The organism is Kitasatospora sp. LaBMicrA B282, assembly GCF_050325825.1.
GTDB lineage: Bacteria > Actinomycetota > Actinomycetes > Streptomycetales > Streptomycetaceae > Kitasatospora.
The window spans coordinates 1-22,466 of the sequence record NZ_JBNQTI010000068.1 but is presented as its reverse complement, the minus strand read 5'-3'; the positions used below and the strand labels follow the sequence as shown (position 1 = coordinate 22,466).

The 22,466-nt window shown below is 73.2% G+C and carries 17 protein-coding genes, 2 tRNA genes and 1 pseudogene; 13 read left to right on the top strand and 7 right to left on the bottom strand.

Annotation, left to right across the window (positions count from 1 at the left end; genetic code table 11):
* Positions 1-90 precede the first annotated feature (90 nt).
* From ACQRUO_RS20165 to ACQRUO_RS20150, 4 genes are all read left to right on the top strand, one after another.
* Positions 91-231, top strand: coding sequence for a hypothetical protein (locus tag ACQRUO_RS20165; protein WP_428317374.1), 141 nt, complete (start codon positions 91-93; stop codon positions 229-231).
* Positions 232-324: 93 nt separating this feature from the next.
* Entirely contained in the window at positions 325-618 is a 294-nt protein-coding gene (locus ACQRUO_RS20160) for a Dabb family protein (protein ID WP_428317373.1), read from the top strand.
* A gap of 166 nt (positions 619-784) precedes the next feature.
* Positions 785-1,756, top strand: a complete 972-nt coding sequence (locus tag ACQRUO_RS20155; RefSeq protein WP_428317372.1) for an RNA polymerase sigma factor SigF — start codon at positions 785-787, stop codon at positions 1,754-1,756.
* Between the two features lie 195 nt (positions 1,757-1,951).
* Positions 1,952-2,812, top strand: a complete 861-nt coding sequence (locus ACQRUO_RS20150; protein ID WP_428317371.1) for an RNA polymerase sigma factor SigF — start codon at positions 1,952-1,954, stop codon at positions 2,810-2,812.
* A gap of 56 nt (positions 2,813-2,868) precedes the next feature.
* Here the strand turns inward: ACQRUO_RS20150 and ACQRUO_RS20145 are convergent, their stop codons facing one another.
* Entirely contained in the window at positions 2,869-3,813 is a 945-nt protein-coding gene (locus ACQRUO_RS20145; protein WP_428317370.1) for a tyrosine-protein phosphatase, read from the bottom strand.
* A gap of 386 nt (positions 3,814-4,199) precedes the next feature.
* Between ACQRUO_RS20145 and ACQRUO_RS20140 the strand changes: the two genes are divergently transcribed.
* The 8 genes and pseudogenes from ACQRUO_RS20140 (at position 4,200) to ACQRUO_RS20105 (ending at position 14,205) form a co-directional block, all read left to right on the top strand.
* On the top strand, positions 4,200-6,440 hold the full coding sequence (locus ACQRUO_RS20140) for a hypothetical protein (RefSeq protein WP_428317369.1): 2,241 nt from the start codon (positions 4,200-4,202) through the stop codon (positions 6,438-6,440).
* 127 nt (positions 6,441-6,567) lie between these two features.
* A complete protein-coding gene (gene pelF, locus ACQRUO_RS20135) occupies positions 6,568-8,019 on the top strand; it encodes a GT4 family glycosyltransferase PelF (protein ID WP_428317368.1) in 1,452 nt (483 codons plus the stop codon).
* Positions 8,020-8,092: 73 nt separating this feature from the next.
* On the top strand, positions 8,093-9,583 hold the full coding sequence (locus tag ACQRUO_RS20130; protein WP_428317367.1) for a hypothetical protein: 1,491 nt from the start codon (positions 8,093-8,095) through the stop codon (positions 9,581-9,583).
* A gap of 86 nt (positions 9,584-9,669) precedes the next feature.
* Positions 9,670-10,662 (top strand): SDR family NAD(P)-dependent oxidoreductase, encoded by a 993-nt coding sequence (locus tag ACQRUO_RS20125; RefSeq protein WP_428317366.1) that lies wholly within the window; start codon positions 9,670-9,672, stop codon positions 10,660-10,662.
* 53 nt (positions 10,663-10,715) lie between these two features.
* A pseudogene (locus ACQRUO_RS20120) lies at positions 10,716-11,420 on the top strand (nucleotidyltransferase family protein); the annotation flags it as partial.
* A gap of 119 nt (positions 11,421-11,539) precedes the next feature.
* A complete protein-coding gene (locus ACQRUO_RS20115) occupies positions 11,540-12,445 on the top strand; it encodes an NAD-dependent epimerase/dehydratase family protein (protein WP_428317365.1) in 906 nt (301 codons plus the stop codon).
* Positions 12,442-13,158 carry a spherulation-specific family 4 protein gene (locus ACQRUO_RS20110; RefSeq protein WP_428317364.1) on the top strand — a complete coding sequence of 239 codons (717 nt, stop codon included), beginning with the start codon at positions 12,442-12,444 and terminating at the stop codon, positions 13,156-13,158. Before ACQRUO_RS20115 ends, ACQRUO_RS20110 begins: the two co-directional genes overlap by 4 nt.
* A 45-nt stretch (positions 13,159-13,203) precedes the next feature.
* Entirely contained in the window at positions 13,204-14,205 is a 1,002-nt protein-coding gene (locus tag ACQRUO_RS20105) for an endo alpha-1,4 polygalactosaminidase (protein WP_428317363.1), read from the top strand.
* Positions 14,206-14,245: 40 nt separating this feature from the next.
* On the opposite strand, the gene ACQRUO_RS20100 is transcribed toward ACQRUO_RS20105, so the two are convergent.
* The 6 genes from ACQRUO_RS20100 to ACQRUO_RS20075 all read right to left on the bottom strand — a co-directional run bounded on the left by ACQRUO_RS20100 (position 14,246) and on the right by ACQRUO_RS20075 (position 20,460).
* On the bottom strand, positions 14,246-14,446 hold the full coding sequence (locus tag ACQRUO_RS20100) for a hypothetical protein (RefSeq protein WP_428317362.1): 201 nt from the start codon (positions 14,444-14,446) through the stop codon (positions 14,246-14,248).
* 294 nt (positions 14,447-14,740) lie between these two features.
* On the bottom strand, positions 14,741-15,763 hold the full coding sequence (locus ACQRUO_RS20095) for a C40 family peptidase (protein ID WP_428317361.1): 1,023 nt from the start codon (positions 15,761-15,763) through the stop codon (positions 14,741-14,743).
* Entirely contained in the window at positions 15,760-17,022 is a 1,263-nt protein-coding gene (locus ACQRUO_RS20090) for an SPFH domain-containing protein (protein WP_428317360.1), read from the bottom strand. Before ACQRUO_RS20090 ends, ACQRUO_RS20095 begins: the two co-directional genes overlap by 4 nt.
* Before the next feature lie 114 nt (positions 17,023-17,136).
* Entirely contained in the window at positions 17,137-19,743 is a 2,607-nt protein-coding gene (locus ACQRUO_RS20085) for an Ig-like domain-containing protein (RefSeq protein WP_428317359.1), read from the bottom strand.
* Between the two features lie 261 nt (positions 19,744-20,004).
* A tRNA-Arg gene (locus tag ACQRUO_RS20080) sits at positions 20,005-20,080 on the bottom strand.
* Positions 20,081-20,366: 286 nt separating this feature from the next.
* Positions 20,367-20,460 (bottom strand) — tRNA-Ser (locus ACQRUO_RS20075).
* A gap of 202 nt (positions 20,461-20,662) precedes the next feature.
* On the opposite strand from ACQRUO_RS20075, the gene ACQRUO_RS20070 reads away from it, so the two are divergent.
* Positions 20,663-22,466 (top strand): PAS domain-containing protein (locus ACQRUO_RS20070; RefSeq protein WP_428317358.1); only part of this gene is annotated, 1,804 nt, incomplete at its 3' end.

Genomic DNA, 22,466 nt, shown 5'->3' with positions numbered 1-22,466 from the left:
CGGCGCGGGCACGAGGCTTGGGCGGGCACGACGGCTGGGGCGGACTAGGCGAGGCGGGCGGTTCGGATGGCGCAGGCAAGGAAGATCGGCATGTACGTCCTGCTGATCTTCGTGGTGTACACGATCATCCACTCGCCCGATCGTGCCGCGGAGCTGGTCCAGTCGGGCTTCGTCGGCATCTCGGACGCCGCCAAGTCGGTCGGCGAGTTCATGACCGGTCTCATCAAATAGGACCGGGCTCCGGGGCCCCGACCAGCCGGGTTACCGTGTCGGGGTCCAACCCCGGCTTACCCTCGGCCCACCCGTGGGCCACAAGGAGCAGCAGTGATCCGCCACCTGGTCATGTTCAAGCTCAACGAAGGCATCGCGAAGGACGACCCGCGCGCGCTGGCCGCCGCCAAGGCCTTCGACGGGCTCGAGGAGCAGATCCCCGAGCTGCTGGAGTGGCAGCACGGCTTCAACGTCAGCCCGCGCGACGTGGCCTACGACTACGCGATCAACAGCCTGGTCGCCGACCAGGACGCGCTCCAGGTCTACGCCACCCATCCGGCGCACGTCGCGGCCGCCCAGCTGTGGCGGGCCATCGCCACCCTGGTGGTCGCCGACTTCGAGGTCTGAGCCACCCCGGCGACTCGGTCGTATCCAGACGACCCAACGGCCCCCCGCACCCGGAGCGCTCCCCTCGAGCCGCTCCCGGGCGCCGGGGGTCGTCGTTTTGTTGACGTCGGGTCAGCAACACGCCTCCGTCCGGTACTTGAAGGAATGGCGTCCGTCTTGTGATGCTATGACCGATTTTGCCGGGCAGGACGAGGTGGTGAACCGAGGGAGGGGTGACGCGTCCGTGCGGATCCAGGACGACACGCCGGACACCGGCACGGGCGGCCCCGAGGCCGAGCCCGACCCCGCCCACCCGGACGGCCCCGCGGCCGGCGCCGCCGCCGAGGCCGAGGCCGCCGCCTGCGCCGAGGAGTTCGGCGCGGGCGCCGCGCTCGGCGGCCCGATCGACGTGCGCACCCTGACCCGGGTGCTCTTCGAACGGCTCGCCGAGCTGCCCGCCCACGCGCCCGAGCGCGAGCAGGTCCGCGCCGCGCTGATCGAGGTCAACATCCCGCTGGTGCGCTACGCCGCCACCAGGTTCCGCAGCCGCAACGAACCGATGGAGGACGTGGTCCAGGTCGGCACCATCGGCCTGATCAACGCGATCGACCGGTTCGACCCCAGCCGCGGCGTCCAGTTCCCCACCTATGCGCTGCCGACCATCCTGGGGGAGATCAAACGTTACTTCCGGGACAACGTGCGCACCATGCACGTGCCGCGCCGGCTGCAGGAGCTCTGGGTCCAGGTCAGCGGAGCGATGGAGGAACTCACCGTGCTGCACGGGCGGACCCCCAAGGTTCCGGAGATCGCCGCCAACCTGCGGATCCCGGAGGAGGACGTTCGAGCCTGCCTGGACGCCGGGCGGGCGTACAACGCAGCTTCGCTCGAAGCCGCCCAGGAGCACGAGGGCGGCCTGGCCCTGCTCGACCGGCTCGGCTACGAGGACTCCGCACTGACCGACGTGGAGCACCGCGACATGGTGCGCCACCTGCTGGTTCAGCTCCCCGAGCGGGAGCGGCGGATCGTCATGCTGCGGTTCTTCGCCAACCTGACGCAGTCCCAGATCTCCAACGAGCTCGGCATGTCCCAGATGCACGTCTCCCGCCTCCTGTCCCGCATCCTCACCAGGCTGCGCACGGGAAACAGCTGGGAGGAGTGACCCGGAGCGGCCATCCGGAGCAGCGCGCCCCGGGCATCGCTACGCGTTACCGGCGCGTGACGAATCGCGATATTCGGGTTTGCCGGGTGCGCGCATCCGGTAAGCAAGCGGTGGGGGACGCATCGATCATTCGACGCGCAACCGGGAGCCGCGGCGCGCGGGCTCCCGTCGGACCGGTCTGGAGGGGGTGGGTGCATGTCCGCGGAGCTGGGCAGCACGGAGATCCACGGTGGGACGGCAGTCGTCGAGCACGCACCGGCGCCGCCGGAGGTCCCGGGCCCCACCGCCACCCCCGGGCTCGACACCCGTACGCTCTCCCGCTCGCTGTTCCGGCGGCTGGCCACGCTGCCGGCCGACAGCGCCGAGCACACCTACGTCCGGGACACCCTGATCGAGCTCAACCTGCCGCTGGTGCGCTACGCCTCGGCCCGGTTCCGCAGCCGCAACGAGCCGATGGAGGACATCGTCCAGGTCGGCACCATCGGCCTGATCAAGGCGATCGACCGGTTCGACCCGGACCGCGGGGTGGAGTTCCCCACCTTCGCGATGCCCACCGTGGTCGGTGAGATCAAACGGTTCTTCAGGGACACCAGCTGGTCGGTCCGGGTGCCCAGACGGCTGCAGGAGCTGCGGCTGGCGCTGACCAAGGCCGGCGACGAGCTCGCCCAGCGGCTGGACCGCTCCCCCACGGTGGCCGAGCTGGCCGCCTGCCTCGGGGTGAGCGAGGAGGACGTGGTGGAGGGCCTGGCGGTCGGCAACGCCTACACCGCCAGCTCGCTGGACTCCACCCCCGGCGAGGAGGACGGCGACGGGCCGCTCGCCGACCGGCTCGGCTACGAGGACCTGGCGCTGGAGGGCGTGGAGTACCGCGAGTCGCTCAAGCCGCTGCTGGCCAAGCTGCCGGCCCGGGAGCGGCGGATCATCATGCTGCGGTTCTTCGGCAACCTCACCCAGTCGCAGATCGGCGACGAGATCGGCATCTCGCAGATGCACGTCTCCCGGCTGCTCACCAAGACCCTGACCCAGCTGCGCGAGGGCCTGACCGGGGAGGGCTGAGCCCGCGCGCGTGCCGACCGGCCCGGCGCCCCGCGCAGCCGTGGGGGCCGGGCCGCTCAGCGCGCCGGTTCGCCGCCGGCGTCGCCGAGCAGGTTCTTGCGCAGCCCGGCCAGCACCGCCTCGTCGAGCCCCAGGCCGTCCTGCCAGAACGCGGCGAAGCTGCCCCACCCGGCCTCGACCTCGGCGAAGGCGGCGGCCAGGTAGTCGCGGTCGGCGCGGAACAGCGGCAGCAGCAGGCCCGGGTCCTCCATCAGGCCGCGCTCGTAGAAGCTGGCGGTGATCCGTTCGATGATCGCGGCCGAACGGGTGTTGGTCAGCAGGTAGTCCTCGAAGACCGTCTCCCGGTCCACGCCGAGCGCGGTGAGCAGCAGCGCGGCGACCCAGCCGGTGCGGTCCTTGCCCGCGGTGCAGTGGAAGAGCAGCGGCGGGCCGTCCGGCGCGGCGAGCAGCCGCAGCACGGCCGCGAACCGCTCGCGGGCCACCGGGTCGGTGACGAACCAGCGGTACAGGCCGGTCATCATGCGCGCGGCCTTGCCCTCGCCGAGCAGCGCGTACTGCTTGGCCGGGTCGCGGTCGGCCAGCGCGTCGCGCAGCGCCACGTAGATGTCGAAGTCCGCGGCGTAGACCGGCAGGTGGTGCAGGGTGATGCCGTCGGGGCCGGCGGCCCGGACGCTGAGCGGCTGCGCGGACAGCTCGACCGCGGAGACGTCGGCCACCGGCAGGCCGGGCACCCGGTCGGGGCCGGCCTCGCGGACCTCGTCCAGGCTGCGCAGGTCGACCACCTGCCGGATGCCGAGCGCGGTGAGCACCGGCAGGTCCGCCTCGGCCAGCCGGTTGAGCCCGTCGCTGCGCAGCGCCACGCCGGCGCGCAGCACCCGCCCGTCCGCGGTCCGGTACCCGCCCAGGTCACGGGCGTTGACCGCGCCGGTCAGGCCCAGGCTGCGGGCGACCGGCCCCGGGTCGCCGGCCGGGTGCCGCATCGCCTCGGGCTGCTTGGTCACGGGGGCCTCCAGGGGTTGCACTCACGGTCGTCCGGTCCGACCAGGGTACGAACCGCGCGCCGGTGCGCGCCCACCCGGCCTGACGGCCGTATACGACATATTCCGTCTGACGAGACGCATTCATAAAAAGAAAGTTGTCATGATCTGACCGATTTCTGCTCCCTTAAGAGCGCCTTAACGACCGCAGGGTGTCGAACATGGCCCACAGGTGAACGTCTATGACAGATTCGCTGCACTCTCACCCATTCGGCCTATGAAGCCAATGGTTCTGCCCCACCATGTTCCGCAGTGCCTCGCACGGCGGGCCGTGCGACGCGGGGGGACGCATCAGTACATCCGGGGCGGACGCGGGGGCAGTCCGCCCTTTTCAGGGGAGGAACACCTACATGGGTCGAGCGACCCGTCGTGCTGCCGCCTGCGCGGCCGCCGGTCTGCTGGCTGCCGGACTGCAGACCACCACCACCGCCTTCGCCGCGGTGCAGAACCGAATCGACCTCACCGTGCTGGTGGTCGACGACGGCGGTCCCGCCACCGCCGCGATCACCGCCGAGCTGGCCAGCGAGGGCACCCCGTACACGGTGGTCAAGCTGTCCGACCCCAACCGGCCGACGATCAACGCCGCCTTCCTCAGCGACACCGTGAACGGCGCGCCGCGGGCCAAGTTCCAGGGCGTCGTGCTGCCCAACGAGAACCCGTTCGGCACCGGCTCCGCCGAGATGACCGCGCTCGCCTCCTACGAGGCCGCCTTCGGCATCCGCCAGATCGACGCCTACACCTTCGCCAGCCCCAGCGTCGGTCTGAACTGGGCTCAGAACCCCGGCTACATCGGCTCGCTGGACGGCACCCAGGGCGCGGTCACCTCCGCCGGGCTGACCGGTCCGTTCGGCTACCTCAGCGGCAAGGTGCCGTTCGAGCAGCCCGAGCCGGGCGTCTCCACCAGCTACGGCTACCTGGCCACCCCGCTCGCCGCGCTGCCGGCCGGCGCCTCGTTCACCCCGCTGGTGGACGCGCCGATCCCGGGCAGCACCGCGCGCGGTTCGCTGGTCGGCGAGTACGACCACGACAGCCGCAAGGAGCTGGTGGTCACCTTCGTCTACAACCAGTACCAGCAGCAGTACCGCCTGCTGGCCCGCGGCTTCGTCGACTGGCTGACCCAGGGCATCCACCTCGGCTACGACCGCAACTACTTCGCGGTCCACGTCGACGACCTGTTCCTGTCGGACGACCGCTGGAACACCACGCTCAAGTGCACGCCCGGTGACGTCACCTGCCCGCCCGGCAGCGACAACACCGACAGCAACCCGATCCGGATGACCCCCTCCGACGTCAACACCCTGGTGGCGTGGGAGAAGGCCAACAACTTCACCGTCGACTTCGCCTTCAACGGCGGTGGCGTGTCGGACTGGGAGCAGACCAACAACACCACCGACGACCCGCTGTTCGACTCGATCAAGGCGAACGCCAACGCGCTGCGGTTCATCAACCACACCTGGGACCACCCGTTCATCGGGTGCGTGCAGAACGTCACCGTGGTCCCGTGGCAGTGCACCAAGGACGCGGCCGGCAACGACGTCTGGGTGGACGAGAACACCATCCAGAACGAGATCTCGCAGAACATCGCCTTCGCGAAGCAGAACGGCCTGCCGATCGACCCCACCGAGCTGATCACCGGTGAACACTCCGGCCTGGTGACGCTGCCCCAGCAGCCCACCGACAACCCGAACCTGGCCCCGGCGCTGGCCGCCAACGGCATCAAGTGGACCGGTTCGGACGCCTCCCGCGAGCCGAACCAGCGCGCGGTGGGCTCCTCCACGCTGACCGTCCCGCGCTACCCGATGAATGTCTTCTACAACGCGGGGCACACCAACGAGGAGGTGGACGAGTACAACTGGATCTACACCAGCAAGGCCCAGGGCGGCAGCGGCATCTGCTCGACCTCCACCGACTCCACCTGCCTGTCGGCGCCGCTGAACACCGGCACCGGCTACGCCTCGTACATCGTGCCGCTGCAGACCAGGATCGACCTCGGCTACGCGATGGACAACGACCCGCGGCCGAACTTCATCCACCAGTCCAACTTCGCCGAGGACCAGATCGCCTACCCGGTGCTCAACTCGATCCTCGGCACCTACAAGGGCCTGTACGCGGCGAACACCCCGCTGGTGAACCTGCGCGAGAGCCAGATCGGCGCCGAGCTGCAGAAGCGCTCCGCGTGGAACGCCGCGGTGGCCGCCGGCAAGGTGACCGCCTACCGGATCGGCAACAACGTCACGGTCCAGGCCCCCGCCGGGGTCCAGGTCGAGGCCACCATGCCGACCGGCACCACCCAGCACATGCTGCTCGGCAGCTCGCCGTTCGGCAGCGCCTACGCCGGCACGCTCTCCGGCTGGACCACCCCGGGCCCGTTCCAGGGCTCGGTGAACCTGCAGCTGGCCACGGCCGCCGCGCCCAGCGCGGTCAAGGCCTCGCCGACCACGGTCAACGCGGCCGCCACCGCAGCGAAGAAGACCGTCAAGGCGCCCAAGGCCACCGTGCCGGCCGGCACGGCCAAGGCCGTCCCGGTCGGTCCCGGTGACACCCAGCGGACGAAGGCCACGTCCCTGGTTCCGACCGGCGACGGCAAGTAGCACCACCGCACCACCGCACCACGACGCGACCGGCCGGCCGCGCGGCGATCCCGCGCGGCCGCCCCGGCCGCGGCACGCCCGACCGCCATCGGGCACGGCCGAAATTTTTGGGGGGAAGGGAAGCAAGATGCGAGTCACCTTGCTCACCGAGGGGACGTATCCGCACGCGCACGGCGGGGTCAGTGTCTGGTGCGACCAGTTGGTCCAGGGCATGCCCGACGTGGAGTTCGACATCATCGCGGTGACCGGCACCGGCACCGAGCAGCTCGCCTGGCAGCTGCCGCCGTGGGTCAACAAGGTCACCACCGCGCCGCTCTGGGGTCCACCGCTGCCCGGCAAACCGCCGCGCGGCCGTGAGCTGCGCCGCTTCCTGGACTCCTACGAGCGCTTCCTGCACTCGATCCTCGACCCGGTCTACGCCGCGCACTTCGGCACCGAGCTGTACGGCTTCGCCGACTTCGCCCGGCGCGGCCTGCTGGCCCCGGCGATGCGCAGCGAGGGGGCGCTGCGCACCCTGCAGCAGGTGTGGACCCGGCCCTACCTGCCCACCGCCGCCTCCGAGCCGACCCTGCACGACGCGCTGCACGCCACTGACCTGCTGGAGCACGCGCTGCGCCCGCTGGTGGTGGAGGTGCCGAGCGAGGGGGTCACGCACGCGGTCAGCGGGGGCCTGGCGGCGCTGCCCGGGCTGATCGCCGCCCAGCAGCACCACGTGCCGTTCCTGCTCACCGAACACGGCATCTACCTGAGGGAACGTTACCTCGGGTACCGCACCGGGCCCTACCGCTGGCCGGTCAAGGCGCTGGTGCTGGGCTTCTACCGGATGCTCGCCGAGGAGAGCTACGCGCGGGCCGCGCTGGTCACCCCCGGCAACCGGTACAACCGGCGCTGGGAGGAGCGCGGCGGCACCCCCAGCGAGAACATCCGCACCGTCTACAACGGGGTGGACCCCGACCTGTTCCCGGCCGCCGGCCCGGAGCCGGAGACCCTGACCATGAGCTGGGCCGGGCGGGTCGACCCGATCAAGGACCTGGAGACCCTGATCCGCGCCTTCGCGCTGGTCAAGGCGGAGCTGCCGGAGACCCGGCTGCGGCTGTTCGGCGGCACCGCGCGCGGCGCCGAGGGCTACCGCGACGGCTGCGTCAAGCTCGCCGCCGACCTCGGGGTGGCCGACTCGGTGGTCTTCGAGGGCCGGGTCGACGAGATCAAGGACGCGTACGCGGCCGGCAGCATCTGCATGCTCTCCAGCATCAGCGAGGGCTTCCCGTTCACCCTGATCGAGGCGATGAGCTCGGGGCGGCCCACCGTCTCGACCGACGTCGGCGGGGTGCGCGAGGCGGTCGGCGACACCGGTCTGGTGGTGCCGCCGCGCGAGCCCGAGCCGATGGCGCGGGCCGCCCTGGAGCTGCTGCGCGACCCCGAGAAGCGGGCCAGGATGGGCGCCGGGGCCCGGATCAGAGTGGTCGAGCAGTTCACCCTGCGCCAGACCATCGACGCCTTCCGCGGCATCTACGCCGAGCTCCTCGGCCAGGGCACGCAGCCCACCACGCTGCGCAGCGCGACCGAGGGGGCGGCATGACCGCGCGAAGCGAGGTCATCATCAAGAGGTGCGCGTCCCGCGAAGCGGCCACCGAGCTCTGCGAGGTGGGCGCATGAGCGGTCCGCTGCGCCTGGTCCCGGACGAGGGGACGCCCGGCTGGGCCGAGGAGACGATGCGGCTGCGCACCCTGCCGCCGCGCCGCCGCGGCCGCTCGGCCGCGCCGCCCGAGGTCTGCCCCGACCCGCTGGACGAGCTCGCCGAGCGGCTGGCCGAGGTGTGCGCCGACGCGGTGCACCCGTTCGAGATCGCCGCGTTCCTGGAGTCGGACGGACTGACCGACGAGCAGGCCGCGCTGGTCTACGGCCGCCCCGACGCCTTCACCCTGGCCGAGGACCTGTTCGCCAAGGTGGCCCGCCGCTACCCCGGCGCGCCCACCGGCACCAACCCGTGGCAGGCCGACCCGTGGCGCTGCGTGCTGCGCGGGCTGGTCTTCGCGCTGCCCGGGCTCGGCTACCTGCTCGGCGCGGACCTGTTCGCCGCCCAGCGGCTGCGCTTCGGCCTGCCCTCCGGGATGGCCGCGCTGGCCGTGGCCACCCTGGTCAGCTGGGCGTTCAACCAGGCGCTGGCGCACCGGGCGTACAGCTGGCTGAGCCTGACCGACCGCCGGTCGTCCGGCCGCACGCTCGCGCTGGGCGCGCCGCTGGGCGCGCTGCTCGCGGCGGGCTGCGGCTGGGTGGTCGGCGGGCCGCTGGACGCGCTGCTCTTCGTCATCGGGCAGTCCTGCTACCTGGGCGCGGCCACCGTGCTGCTGGTGCTCGGCCAGGAGAAGCTGCTGCTGGCGGCGCTGGCACCGGCCTCGGCCGGCGCGGTGGTGGTGCTGGCGGTCCACCTGCCGCCCTGGGTCCGGGCGGCGATCCTGCTGGCCACCCTGGCGGCCGCGGTGGGCCTGGCCGGCTGGCAGCTGTACCGCTGCTGCGCCGGTGCGGGCAACCGGGCCGACGGTCCGGTCTGGTCCGCGACCTGGGCGGCCGGCCTGTTCGGCCTGGCGGTCGGCACCATGACCCTGATCGCCGGCCTCGGCCCCCAGCTGCACCACGCCGTCCGCCCGCACGCCCCGGCCGGCGCCACCGCCACCGGGCCGGCCCTGGCGGCGCTCACCCTGAGCCTGGGCCTGGCCGAGTGGCTGCTCTACCGCTACCGCAGCCTGGCCACCCGGGCGCTGGCCACCAGCGCCAGCCCCGGCGAGTTCCGCCGCCGCACCGCCCTGGCGCTGGCCGGCTGCCTGCTGGGCTACCTGTCCTTCGTCGCCGCGTTGGCCTTCGCCGCCGACGCGCTGTGGCGGGGCGCCCCCAAGATCGGTCCGATCCAGCTGACCGACCTGCTGCTGCTCGCCGCCGCCCTGTGGACGGCGCTGCTGCTGCAGGCCCTGTCGGTCGCCTGGCGCACCGCCGGCCTCTGCCTAGCGGCGGCCGGGTACGAGCTCACCGCTGTCCTGACCGGCGCCGACCCCGGCACCGTCCAGCAGTACGGCTGTGGAGCAGCCGCCGTCCTGCTGGTGCCACTGGCCGTGGTCGTCCTCGGCCGCACCACCAGACACCGCTGAGCGACCTTGTCCCACCCTGCAGCACGCACGACCCCACATAACTGACGCAACGTCAGAACACCACACAGAGAAGGCAGTACCCCGACATGAGCACTGTCGCAGTCACCGGCGCCGAAGGCTTCATCGGCTCCCACCTGACCGAACACCTGGTCGCCCGGGGGCACAAGGTGCGGGCCATGGTGCAGTACAACTCCTTCTCCAACTTCGGCTGGCTGGAGACCCTGGACGCGGACGTCCTGGACTCGGTGGAGATCGTGCTCGGCGACGTGCGCGACCCCGGCTCGGTGACCGGTCTGGTCAAGGGCACCGAGGCGGTCTACCACCTGGCCGCGCTGATCGCGATCCCGTACTCCTACCAGGCCCCGCACTCCTACATCGACACCAACGTCAGCGGCACCCTGAACGTGCTGGAGGCGGTGCGCCACCTCGAGATCCCGCGGATGGTGCACACCTCCACCAGCGAGACCTACGGCACCGCGCAGACCGTGCCGATCACCGAGGACCACCCGATCAACACCCAGTCGCCCTACTCGGCCTCCAAGGCGGGCGGCGACCGGCTGGCCGACGGCTACTACGCCAGCTTCAACACCCCCGTGGTCACCCTGCGCCCGTTCAACACCTTCGGCCCGCGCCAGTCGATGCGCGCCGTGATCCCGACCGTGATCGCCCAGGTCGCCGCCGGCACCCGCGAGATCGTCCTCGGCGACCTGCGGCCCACCCGCGACTTCATGTTCGTCAAGGACACCGCCGCGGCCTTCCACACGGTCGGCACCGCGGCGGCCGAGACCGTGGTCGGTCGCACCTTCAACGCGGGCACCGGCGGCGAGATCTCGGTCGGCGACCTGGTCACCCTGGTCGGCAAGCTGATGGACGTCGACCTGACCGTCCGGGAGGACACCCAGCGGCTGCGCCCGACCAACTCCGAGGTGATGCGCCTGGTCTGCGACGCCACCCGGCTGCGCACGGCCACCGGCTGGGCGCCGGGGCACACCCTGGAGGAAGGCCTGCTCGAGACCATCGAGTTCTTCCGCAACCCGGCCAACCTGGCCCGCTACAAGACCGACCTGTACAACGTCTGAGCCCGTCCACATCAACTTCGTCACGTCCACCCGACTCTGTGGGGGAGACCACCATGCACGCAGTGATTCTGGCCGGGGGCAAGGGCGTTCGGCTGCGGCCCTACACCACCGCCCTGCCCAAGCCGCTGGTCCCGATCGGTGACCAGCACGCCATCCTGGAGATCGTGATGCGTCAGCTGGCCGCGGCCGGCTTCAAGACCGTCACGCTCGCGATCGGACACCTGGGCCACATCATCCGCGCCTACGTCGGCAACGGCTCGCAGTGGGGGCTGCGGGTCGGCTACGCCGTCGAGGACACCCCGCTCGGCACCATGGGCCCGCTGCTCACCATGCTCGACCGGCTGCCCGAGAACTTCCTGGTGATGAACGGCGACATCCTCACCGACCTGGACTTCGCCGGCGTGCTGAAGCACCACGAGACCTCCGGCGCACCGCTGACCATCGCGACCTACGCCCGCGAGGTGAAGATCGACTTCGGCGTGCTGACCACCGAGGCCGGCTCCATCACGGCCTTCCGGGAGAAGCCGAGCATGGACTACCGGGTCTCGATGGGCGTCTACGGCGTCTCCCGGGCCGCGCTGGCCGCCTACACGCCCGGCCTGCCGCTCGGCTTCGACGAACTGGTGCTGGACCTGCTGGCGGCCCAGACCCCGCCGTGCGCCTACGAGTTCAACGGCTACTGGCTGGACATCGGCCGCCCGGACGACTACGACCGGGCCAACGCCGAGTTCGCCTCCCGCAAGTCCATGCTGCTCAAGGACGATCGGACCGAGCGGGCACTGAACGAGCTCGGCCGCACCGCCGCGGCCGCGGTGGAGGCCATCGAACTGGAGCCGGCCGAGCCCGCCGTGGTGGGCGCGGCGGACGGGCGGGCCGCGTGAAGATCCTGCTCCTCGGGGGTGACGGGTTCCTGGGGCGGCACATCGCCGACGCGCTGCGCGACGTGCCGGCGGCCGAACTGGCCACCGCCGGTCGGCGGCCCTCCCACCACCTGCGGGTGGACCTGACGAACGCCCAGGTCGAGCCGCTGGCCGACGACCTGGCCCGACTGGCCCCCGACCTGGTGGTCAACTGCGCCGGGGCGGTGGCCGGCAGCGCCCGGCACCAGAGCGAGGTCAACGCCCGGGGCCCGGCGGTCCTGGTCGAGGCCCTCGAACGCGCCTGCCCGAAGGCCAGGCTGGTGCACCTCGGGTCGGGCGGCGAGTACGGTCCGGCGGACCACGGCAAGCCGCTGAAGGAGAGCGACCTGCCGCGCCCGACCGGGATCTACGGCGCCACCAAGCTGGCCGGGACCTTCGCGGTGGCCGACTCCGCGCTGGACGCGGTCTCGCTGCGGGTCTTCAACCCGGTCGGCCCGGGGGCCTCCGCCGCCTCGCTGCCCGGCAAGCTGGCCGCCGAGATGGCGGCCCGCCCCGGCGGCACGGTCACGGTCGGCGACCTGTCGGCCTTCCGGGACTTCGTCGACGCCCGCGACCTGGCCGCCGCGGTGGTCGCCGCGGCGACCGTCGAGGGGCCGCTGCCGCGGATCCTCAACATCTCCGGCGGCCGGGCGCAACCGGTCCGGGCGATCGCCGAGGGCCTGGTCGCGGCCGCCGGCTTCACCGGGACGATCGAGGAGAGCGGTGCCGGCTCGGACCGGTCGGCCAGCGTCTCCTGGCACCAGGGGGACATCTCGGCGGCCGAGCAGGCGCTCGACTGGCGGCCCCGGATCACCCTGGAACAGAGCCTGCGCGACCTGTGGGCCGGCGTGTCCGGCGACCCCCAGGTGGCCGGCACTCGATGACCCACCCCGTAGCCGCCCGCCTGCTGGTGCCGCTGTACGTCCACCCCGAGGTGGACCCGGCGGCCTGGCAGGCGGTCGCGGCGGCCGGGCCGCAGCTGGTCCGGGCCGTGGTGCTGAACGTCGCCAACGGCCCGGGCCCCGCGCCCGACCCCGCCTTCGAGCGGGCCGCCGCCGACCTGACCGCAGCCGGCATCCCGTTGCTCGGCTACGTGGACACCGACTACGGGCGGCGCCCGCACGCCGCGGTCGTCGCCGACCTGCTGAACCACCGCCAGTGGTACGGCACCACCGGTGTCTACTTCGACCAGGCCGCCGCGCACACCGCGGCCCTCGCGCACTACCGCCGGCTGACCACCGCGGCCCGCGCGGCCGGCTGCGAGACCGTGGTGCTGGGCCACGGCCTGCACCCCGAACCCGCCTTCGCCGAGCCCGAGTCGGGCGACCTGCTGGTCACCTTCGAGGGCAGCTGGCGGGAGTACCAGGCCCTGGCGCTGCCGCTGTGGACCGGGCACCACCCGGCCGAGCGGTTCTGCCACCTGGTCTACGAAGTCCCCACCGCCCGGGCCGGCTCCGCCGGCGCGCTGATCGGCTCGCACCGCGCCGCCTTCGGCTGCGCGGTGCCCGGCTCCGGTGCGAACCCCTGGGCTACGCTGCCCTACGGGCTGCACGCCGGCCCCGACGCACCATCAGCAACGGCCCGCCGCCACGGGTGACCCCGCCACTCCACCACCTCGACCGATCCACCTGGAGTGCTCGCCGTGACCCGTCGTACCACCGCCCTGCTGGCGGCGCTGCTCCTGACCACCACCGCCGTGCTCGCCAGCGGCTGCGCCAGTGACGGCGGCGGTGGCGATGACGACGACTCGACCCCGCCCAACCCGGTGCCCTCCGGCAGCAGCAGCCCGGTCAACCCGACCGGCGCGCCGTCGACTTCCGTGCCGAGCGGCTCGCCGAGCGGGTCACCGGGCGGCTCACCGAGCGGCTCACCGACCCCGAGCGGCTCGCCCGGCGGCTCGCCGAGCGCGAGTGCCTCGCCGGGCGCGAGCGGCTCGCCGGCCCAGGGCATCTGGCACCCGACCCCGGGCACCGCCTGGCAGTGGCAGTTGACCACACCAGTCGACCAGTCGGTGGACGTGCCGGTGTACGACATCGACGGCTTCGAGAACGACGCCTCGGTGGTCGCCGCCCTGCACGCCAAGGGCCGCAAGGTGATCTGCTACGTCAACGCGGGCGCCTGGGAGACCTTCCGACCCGACGCCGGTGCCTTCCCCAACGCGGTGCTCGGCTCCGGGGACGGCTGGAAGGGCGAGAAGTGGTTCGACGTCCGGCAGCTGGGCGTGCTGGAACCGCTGATCGCCAAGCGCTTCGACATGTGCAAGGAGAAGGGCTTCGACGCGGTGGAGCCCGACCTGCTGGACGCCTACCAGAACCACACCGGGTTCCCGATCACCGCCGACGACCAGCTGGCCTACAACAAGATGATCGCCCAGCTCGCGCACCAGCGCGGCCTCGGCGTGGCCCTGAAGAACGACGCGGACCAGGTGGCGCAGCTCGTCGACTACTTCGACTTCTCGGTCGACGAGCAGTGCGCCGAGTTCCAGGAGTGCGACGAACTGACGCCCTTCATCAAGCAGGGCAAGGCCGTGCTGCACGTCGAGTACAACGTGCCGAACGACCAGTACTGCGCGCAGTCCGCCCAGCTGGACCTCAGCTCGATGGAGAAGCACCTGAACCTGGACGCCTGGCGCGAGCCGTGCTGAGCACGGCCCGCCCGCCCGGCGGCTGCGCGCTGAGGTCCCGTTACTTGACGGCGAGCCAGACCACGCCGACGATCACCGCGATGGCGACGATCGCGGCCAGCGCGATCACGCCGGTGCGGCTGCTGCCGCCGCTGCTGCGGTGCACCGAGACGTTGGTCTGGGTGGCCTGGGCGGCCGGGGTCTCGACAAAGGCCCGGAACATCTGGGTGCTGCCGGCGGGGTCTTCATAGTTCTCAGCCATGGCATGGGACTCTAACCAATCCCGGACTCATCAGGACAGTCCGGCCCCTCTCCGGGGTGAGTGCCTGCGCCAAACCGACACAGAAGGGTCCCCACGATCACCGCCCGCCCCGGAACGGCCACCCGGCGACGCCGGTTGTTCAACCGTCGTACTCGCCGCCCTGGACACGTGGCCGCCGGGCACGGCGTGCAGCCGGCCACCGTGGCGCCGGCCTGAGTCCGTCGCACCCCGGATTGCTGTCCACAGGCTGTGGACAGCAACCCGAGGTGCCGGGCCCACCGGCTCGGTCCGTGGTCAGGGGCGGCCGAGCTGGGTGGGGTAGTAGCCCGCGCTGAGGGTGGCGATCCGCACGCTGCGGCCGGGGCGCGGGGCCTCGACGTAGCGGCTGTCGCCCAGGTAGATGGCCACGTGGTGGATGCCGGAGGCGCGGCCGCTGTCGGACCAGAAGATCAGGTCACCGCGGCGCAGCTGGTCCGCGGCGACCGGCGTGGTCGCCGCGTACTGGTCGTCGGCCACCCGGGGCAGCTCGATCCCGGCCCGGCGGTACGCCTGCTGCACCAGCCCCGAACAGTCGTAGCCGTCCGGCCCGTCGCCGCCCCAGAGGTAGGGCTTCCCGAGCTGCGCCAGGGCGTAGTCGACGGCCTGCTCGACCCCGGTGGCGGCGGGGCTCGCCTCGTCGCTGGTGGTGGCGGTGCCGCCGGTGTTGCCGAGGTAGACGTCGTAGTGGGTGGTGTAGCGCCACTCGCCGGCGGCGTTCCTGAACCAGTAGCGGGAACCGTCCCAGCCCTGGCGCATCCCGGAGCCGTCGTCCGCCGACTGGCCCGTGCGGCTCAGGTAGACGTCGTAGTGGGTGGTGTAGCGCCACTCGCCCGCCGCGTTCTTGAACCAGTAGCGAGAACCGTCCCAGCCCTGGCGCATCGCCGGGTCGTCATCCGTCGACTGGCCGGCCGCCGACTGGCCGGTCCGGCTCAGGTAGACGTCGTAGTGCGAGGTGTACCGCCACTCCCCCGCGGCGTTCTTGAACCAGTAGCGGGAGCCGTCCCAGCCCGGACGGGTGGGGGCGGAGTCGGCGGCAGCGGCGGGGCCGGCCCCTACGGTGAGGCCGAGGGTGCCCGCGCCGGCGAGCACGGTGGTGGCCAGGCAGGCGCCCCGCACGGTCAGGCCGAACCGCGGTATTCGCTCGCGGTCCACCCGGGCCGCGGCCGTCGCGGCCGCCCGGGCGGCGGCACAGGACGGGCAGCCGCACCGCGCGGGATCCGGCGGCTGCCCGATCCACTCCTCGAACCCGATCGCGCCGGGGCCGTTGGCTATCTTCATGCGCGGTTCCCTTCCCTCTTCCGGTTGGCCACCCGTGGCGGCTGCGCCTGGGGCGCGGCCGCCGGGCCCGGGACGGTGCCGGGCAGCCCGCTCGGCACACCGGCGGGCGCGACGAAGGCCACCAGCAACTGCTCCATCAGGGCGCTGCGGGCCGCCTCGTCGAGTTCGTGCGCGGTGGCACGCTCCAGGCGCCGCACCGCCAGCGCGGCCGCCTCCACCGCGTCGTCCACCAGCACCGTGCGCAGCCCGGCGTCCAGGTCCGCCAACCGGCGGCGGCGCATCGACTCGGCCACCTCCGGCGCGTACTCCAGCGCCACCGGCTGCACCGAGTACACCTCCAGCCCGGCCGGGGCCACCTCGGCCACCAGGGCGCGGGTCAGCTCGTCGGCGAACCACTGCCCGTCGCGCAGCGCCGGGCCGGGCGCCGCGTTGCTGTCACAGGGCAGGGTGCTGGCGGTGCGGGTCAGCACGGCGTGGATCTGCTCGCGCAGGTAGTCCTCGTGGTCGCCGACCGCGAAGACCGCGCGGGCGGTGTCCTTGATCCGCCAGACCACCAGCAGCCGCACGACGATCGGCGTACCGGTCCGGTCCGTCACCCGCACCGGCTCGCTGCGCCAGTGCCGGAGCCGGACGTCGACCCGGTGCCTGCGGGCCAACGGGCTGACCCAGACCAGCCCCGTCCGGCGCACCGTCCCGCGGTACCGGCCCCAGCGGCTCAGCACCCTGGTCTCGCCGCCCGCGTTGGCCAGCAGGCCCACCAGCACCACCAGGCAGACCAGCGCACCCACGACGGCGCCGGCCAGCGCCCACCCCGTCACCACCGGCCCGCCCGCCGCCCGGGCCGCCGGGCCACGCAGGTCGGGCAGCGGCTCGGCGAACCGGGGCAGCAGCCCGACCCGCCCCAGCACCAGCGCCACCGAGCCCGCGGCGAGCAGCAGCGCGGCCACCGCCAGCCACCCCGGCAGGGCCAGCGCCGCGCGCTCGCGCAACCGGGGATCCACCTTCGGCGGGCGCCGGGCAGCGGCCTCGGCCCGGGTGTCCACAAGCTGTGGACGGGGCGCGGGGAGCGCCTCGACGACGGGGATGGGGCTGGTGGCGACGGGGTCGGGGGCGGACGTCGGGGCGGGGGCAGGCGTCGGGGCGGGGGCGGGCTCGAGGGGGGCCGGTTGGGCGCTGGCGGGCCGCAGGCCGGTGGGCCGCTTGGGCAGCGGGGTCGCCCCGGCGAGGGTGACGCGGGACAGGTCGCGGGGGACGTCCATCAGGGGATCCTCGGGGTCGATGTCTTACACATGGTCAGATTAAGTACATAACTCTTCATATGCGACATTTGGTGGACGGTCGGTCGGCGTGGCGCCACTTCAGCTGACCGGACCTCAGCGCCGCCGACTGCCCGGGCCACTGGCGAGGATCCGCCGGAGGATCAAGGTCAGCCCCGCGAGGATCAGCAGCGCCCCGCAGCTCACCACCCGCCAGCCCTCCAGCTCCGCCACGGCCCGCGCCTGTGCCTGGGTCGCGCCGGGGGGTGGCGGCGGCGCGAGCTCGAACGCCTGGTCGAGCGAAACGGCGGGCGGCAGGGTGGGAGCGGGGGTGGGTGCAGGTGTAGGGGTGGGGGACGCCGGGGCTGGGGAGGTCGGGGCAGGTGCGGGGCCGGCCGCGTTCGTTGCGGTCGGGCTCGCGGCGCTGGGGGTCGCGCTCCGGCTCGGGGTCGCGCCGGCCGTGGGGCCGGGGGCAGGGACCGGGATCGGCACGAGAACCGTGCCGGGGCTGGGACTGGAGCTGGGACTCGGACTCGGGCTGGGACTGGGGCTCGGACTCGGGCTGGAGCCGGCACTGGCACTCGCACTGACACTGGCACTGGCACTGGCACTGGCACTGGCACTGGCCTGCGGGCTCGTACTCGCACCAGGACTCAGACTGGCGCTCGCACTCGTACTGACCCCGGGACTCACCCCCGCACTCGCGCTCGCACTCACGCTCGGCGTCGCCAGCACCACCCGCACCCGGACCGGGTCGCCCGTGGTCGCGTTGCCCGCGCGGTCGGTGGCCGTCGGAGTGAGCAGCTGCTCCCCGACCGCCAGGTCCCGCATGGCGTTGCAGGTCCAGCTGCCGTCGACCGCGGTGACCGCCGAGCAGAGCGCACCGCCGCCGCCCGCCACCACGGTCACGGTGCTGGCCGGCTCGCCGGTGCCGGCGAGCCGGGGGCGGAGCTGGTGCAGTTCCTCGCCGGGGCCGGGCACGGTGATCACCGGCTTGGCCGGGGGCACGGTGTCCACCACCAGCGTGGTGGGGTGCCCGACGGCACGGTTGCCGGCCTCGTCGGTGGCGGTGGCGGTGAGGACATGGGGGCCTTCGGCCAGTTGCTCGACCGGCAGGCAGGACCAGGTCCGACGGTCCGTCACCTCGGTGCGGCAGAGTTCGCTGCCGTCCCCGTCGGTCACCACCACGGTGCTGCCCGGCCCGCCGGTGCCGGTGAGCAGCAGGCCCGGGTCGTTGGTGAACTCGGGCAGGGTGAACGTCGGCACCGCGGGCGGGGTGGTGTTGACGGTGATCCGGACCGGGTCGCCGGCGAGCGGCACGCCGCCGCTGGTGGTCTCGACCGGCTGGACGGTGTGCGCGCCCTGGGCGAGCGCGTCGGTCGGGCGGCAGTTCCAGTTCCCGTCGCCGTCCACCACCGCCCGGCAGAGCGTCGCGCCGCCCTCCTGCACGGTCACGGTCGCCCCGGGCACCCCGGCGTCACCGCTGAACTGCGGCCGCAGGTCGGCGACCTCGGTGCCCGGCACCGGGTTGGTGAGTTCCGGCTTGGCCGCGCCGACGCCCAGCCGGATCGCCTGGTCCTCGACCTCGCCGGCGTCCGCGTAGCCGTCGGGGGAGACCACCTGGGCCGGGTCGCGGGCGATCCGCAGCCGGGCCCAGGTGTCCCCGGCGGAGACGCCGGGCGGCACGATCCACTCCAGGGTGGCGCTGGTCGCCCCGGGCGGGACGTCGGCCTGGGCGCGTTCGGCGGCGTCGAACCGGCCGTCGCGGTCGAAGTCGATCCAGCCGGCCAGGGTCGCGCCGGTCGGGCCGGGGCTGACCGGCACCGTGACGTCGTAGTAGTTCCCGATCGAGGCGGCCGTGGGGAAGCTGACCGCCGGGTCGTTGGCGACGTGCTCGACCCGCCCGGGCTGGAGCTCGGGCGGCGCCGGCTGCGGCCCGGTGCCGCCGCGGTGGCTGAGGCCCGTGGTCGGCACCGATCCGAGCGCGTCGCTGCCGAGGAAGAGGTCGGAGATCACGTGGGAGGCGTTGCCGTAGCCGACCGGTGCGCTGCCCAGCGTCTCGTCCAGGGTGACGGTGAAGGCCTGGGTCAGGTCCGGCGGCGCGGTACTGCTGCCGTGGGCGGCGGTGTCGCGGCGTTCGACGCGGAAGGTCGCGGTGTCGAAGGTGCCGTCGAGTTCCAGGCTGCCGGCCGGGTCCAGGCTCGCGTCGCCGCTGCCGTCCTGACTGCCGGGGGCCAGGCTGCCGTCGGCCGTGGTCCAGCCCTGCCACGGGGAGCGGGAGGTGAGCGCGGGGCCGCCGGGGCTGCCGCCGATGACGCTCAGCCGCAGGGCCGAGCTGGTCCGGCCGCCGGGGCCGTCCGCCGCGCCGGCCAGGCCGCTCAGGTGCAGCCGGGGGTTGCGCACCGGTCGGGAGAAGCTGAGTTGCAGGGTGCCCAGGGTGCGCCAGCTGCCGTCGGACTGCGGGCGGTCCTCGGCGAGCCGCAGGGTCTCGGCGGGCGCGCCGGGGCGGATCCCGTCCACGTACTGCGCTCCGCCGTCGGGCAGCGCGCCCGGGGCGGCCTGGACGGTGACCCCGGGGACGGCGGCGAAGTCGAGGTCGACGGCCAGCCCGGAGCGCAGCACCGCGCGCTGGTCGGCCGTCCACGAGTCCGGCGACTGCTCGGCCGACGAGACGGCGGGCAGCCAGCCGACCGCGAGCCCGGTGGCGAGTACCACCGCCACCACGGCCGTCCGAAGGGTCCCGGCGCCGCCCCTGCGGCTGCGGCGTGGCGATCTCGCGGGCATGAGATCCTCCTGTGCACACGATGTGACAAGAAGAAATCACGATCTAACTGTCGGTCAGCGGACGAACCTCGAGGCACGCCGGGAGAACCACCCGGACGGGTGCGGAGTGACGGGCATCACATCGGCTTCACGGTCGACGGTCGCCGGGCGATCGACCCCGGAAACGCCGAAGGGCCCCTCGATGAGGGGCCCTTCGACAGGTGGTGCGCTCAGCAGGATTCGAACCTGCAACCTCTTGATCCGTAGTCAAGTGCTCTATCCGTTGAGCTATGAGCGCTCGCCCCGGCGACTTGGCCTCCGGGGCGGTGCGGGAACAACATTACATGACCGTCGACCTGGGGTGAAATCGATAAGTTCGGGCGGGTCAGACCACCCGCAGGGGGCGGGGCCGGGTCGCTGGACCGGATCCCCGGGCGGGATCCCCACGGCCGGCTCCCACGAGTCGGATCCGCACAACCGACTCCCACGAGGCGGACCCCCACGGCCGGCTCCCCAGCCGGCGACCCCGTCCTACTCCGGAGACGGCGAGAGCCCCGCCGACCGAAGTCGACGGGGCTCTCGTCTGGCGGAGGCTGAGGGATTTGAACCCTCGATCAGGAATAACCCCGAAACCGCATTAGCAGTGCGGCGCCATAGACCGGACTAGGCGAAGCCTCCATCCACCCGGGCCGCCACCGTCTCCGGTTGCGAACCGCGTGCATGCGATGATGCCACAGCTCGGGGCTCCGGCACCAACCGCTGGTTACGTTACTAGGCGGGTCGTCCTCTCGGCAAAAACAATGGGATACTCCAACCCCCGGAGACAGCCCGGTCCGCGAGCGCGAACCGCAAGTCGTAAGTCGTGAGGAGACCTGTCGACGTGAGCAGCAGGCCGATCCGAGGCGCTGCTCGCCTCGCCGCGATACTCGACGCCCTCCCCGACGCGCTGCTGCTGGTCAACAGCAACGGCACCGTGGTGGATGCCAACCAGGCCGCCGTGCTCAGCATGCAGACCCCCGGCACCTCCCTGGTCGGCCGAGGCGTCCTCGATCTGCTCCCCGACTTCGACCCGAGCCGGATCCCCGGTTCGATGCGGCCCGCCCCCAAGGACCCCCAGGAAGCGGCCGAGCCGGTCCGGATGACCGCCCGGCGCACCGACGGCAGCACCTTCCCGGTCGAGGTCTCCGGCAACGACTTCGCCGACGACGGCGGCAGCGAGGGCCGCGGCTACGCGCTCTCCCCCCTGGTCCCCTACGACCCGTACCGGGACGGCGGCCGCGCCTCCAACCCCAACGACCTGCTGCTCCTCCTGGTCCGCGACCTGACCAGCAAGCTGGGCGTCGAGGCGGAACTGCGCCGCCAGCACAAGCAGACCGAGATGATCCTGCGGGCCGCGGCCGAGGGCGTGCTCGGGGTGGACCTGGAAGGCCGGGTGGTCCTGGTCAACCCGGCCGCCGCGCACATCCTGGACTTCCGGGCCAGCGAGCTGGGCGGCCGCGAGCTGCACCCGCTGGTCCAGCACTCCCGGGCCGACGGCACCCCGCTGGCCGCCGAGGAGTCGGCGCTGCTCGACACCCTCGCCTCCGGCCGCAAGCACCGGGTGCGCGGCGCCACGCTCTGGCGCAAGGACGGCCGCCCGGTCACCGTCGACCTGACCACCGCCCCGGTGCGGGACGGCGAGCAGCTGGTCGGCGCGGTGATGACCTTCACCGACCGGACCCGCGAGCTGGCCCTGACCGCCCGGGCCGAGCATCTGACCGCCGTGCTGGAGACCGAGGTCAGCGGCGCCCTGGAGGCGCTGCGACAGCGGATCGACACCCTGGTCGGCGACCCGGCCAGCCAGCTGTGGCCGGAGGCCAACTGGACGCTGCGGGCGCTCGCCGACGACTGCCGGCGGTTCGGCATGCTGATCGACGGGGTGCTGGCGCACCAGCGCTACGAACGCGAGGGCGGCGCCGAGGGCCGGGACGGCGGTGAGGGCGACGGCGAGGACGCGCTGAACCGCGCGGAGACCTCGCTGGACAAGCTGGTCGCCCGCGCCGTGGAGCTGTCCGGTCAGCTGGTCGGCCCGGGCCGGCTGCGCTTCTCGGTGCACGCGGCCCCGGTCGAGGTGACCGTCGACCACGAGCGGCTCGCCCAGGCGCTGGCCCACCTGGTCGCCGACGTGACCGGCGGCGAGCTGAACGGCCCGCTCGGCAGCGAGCAGCCGATGGTGGTGCTGGCGGCGGCGCAGCGCGGCGAGGTGGCCCGGATCGAGGTCCGCGGCCCCGGCCGGGGCGGCAGCCGGGTGCACCTGCCGATCGCCCGCGGTCTGGTCGAACGGCACGGCGGGGTGCTGCAGCCGCACGAGCTGCCGGGCCACGCGGGCACCACCTATGTGGTGGAACTGCCGATCGACCCGGCGGCGGCCCGCGCCGCCGCGGCGCGCGAGGCCGCCAACGGCGGCCGTCAGGTGCCGCGGGAGACCGACACCGCCGTCCTGCCCGACCTGCCGGGCCTGGCCGAGGAGCTGGTCCGGGCGGCCGCTGCCGAGGCCCGGGCGGCGGAGCCCACCGGGCCGACCGGACCGCAGGACGAGGCCACACCGCCGGCCGAGCAGCCGCGCTCCGGCCGGGGCCGGAACGCCGAAGCGCAGCCGGCGGGCGTCGAGCGCGGCCCGCTGGCGCTGGGTCCGGCCACGGGCG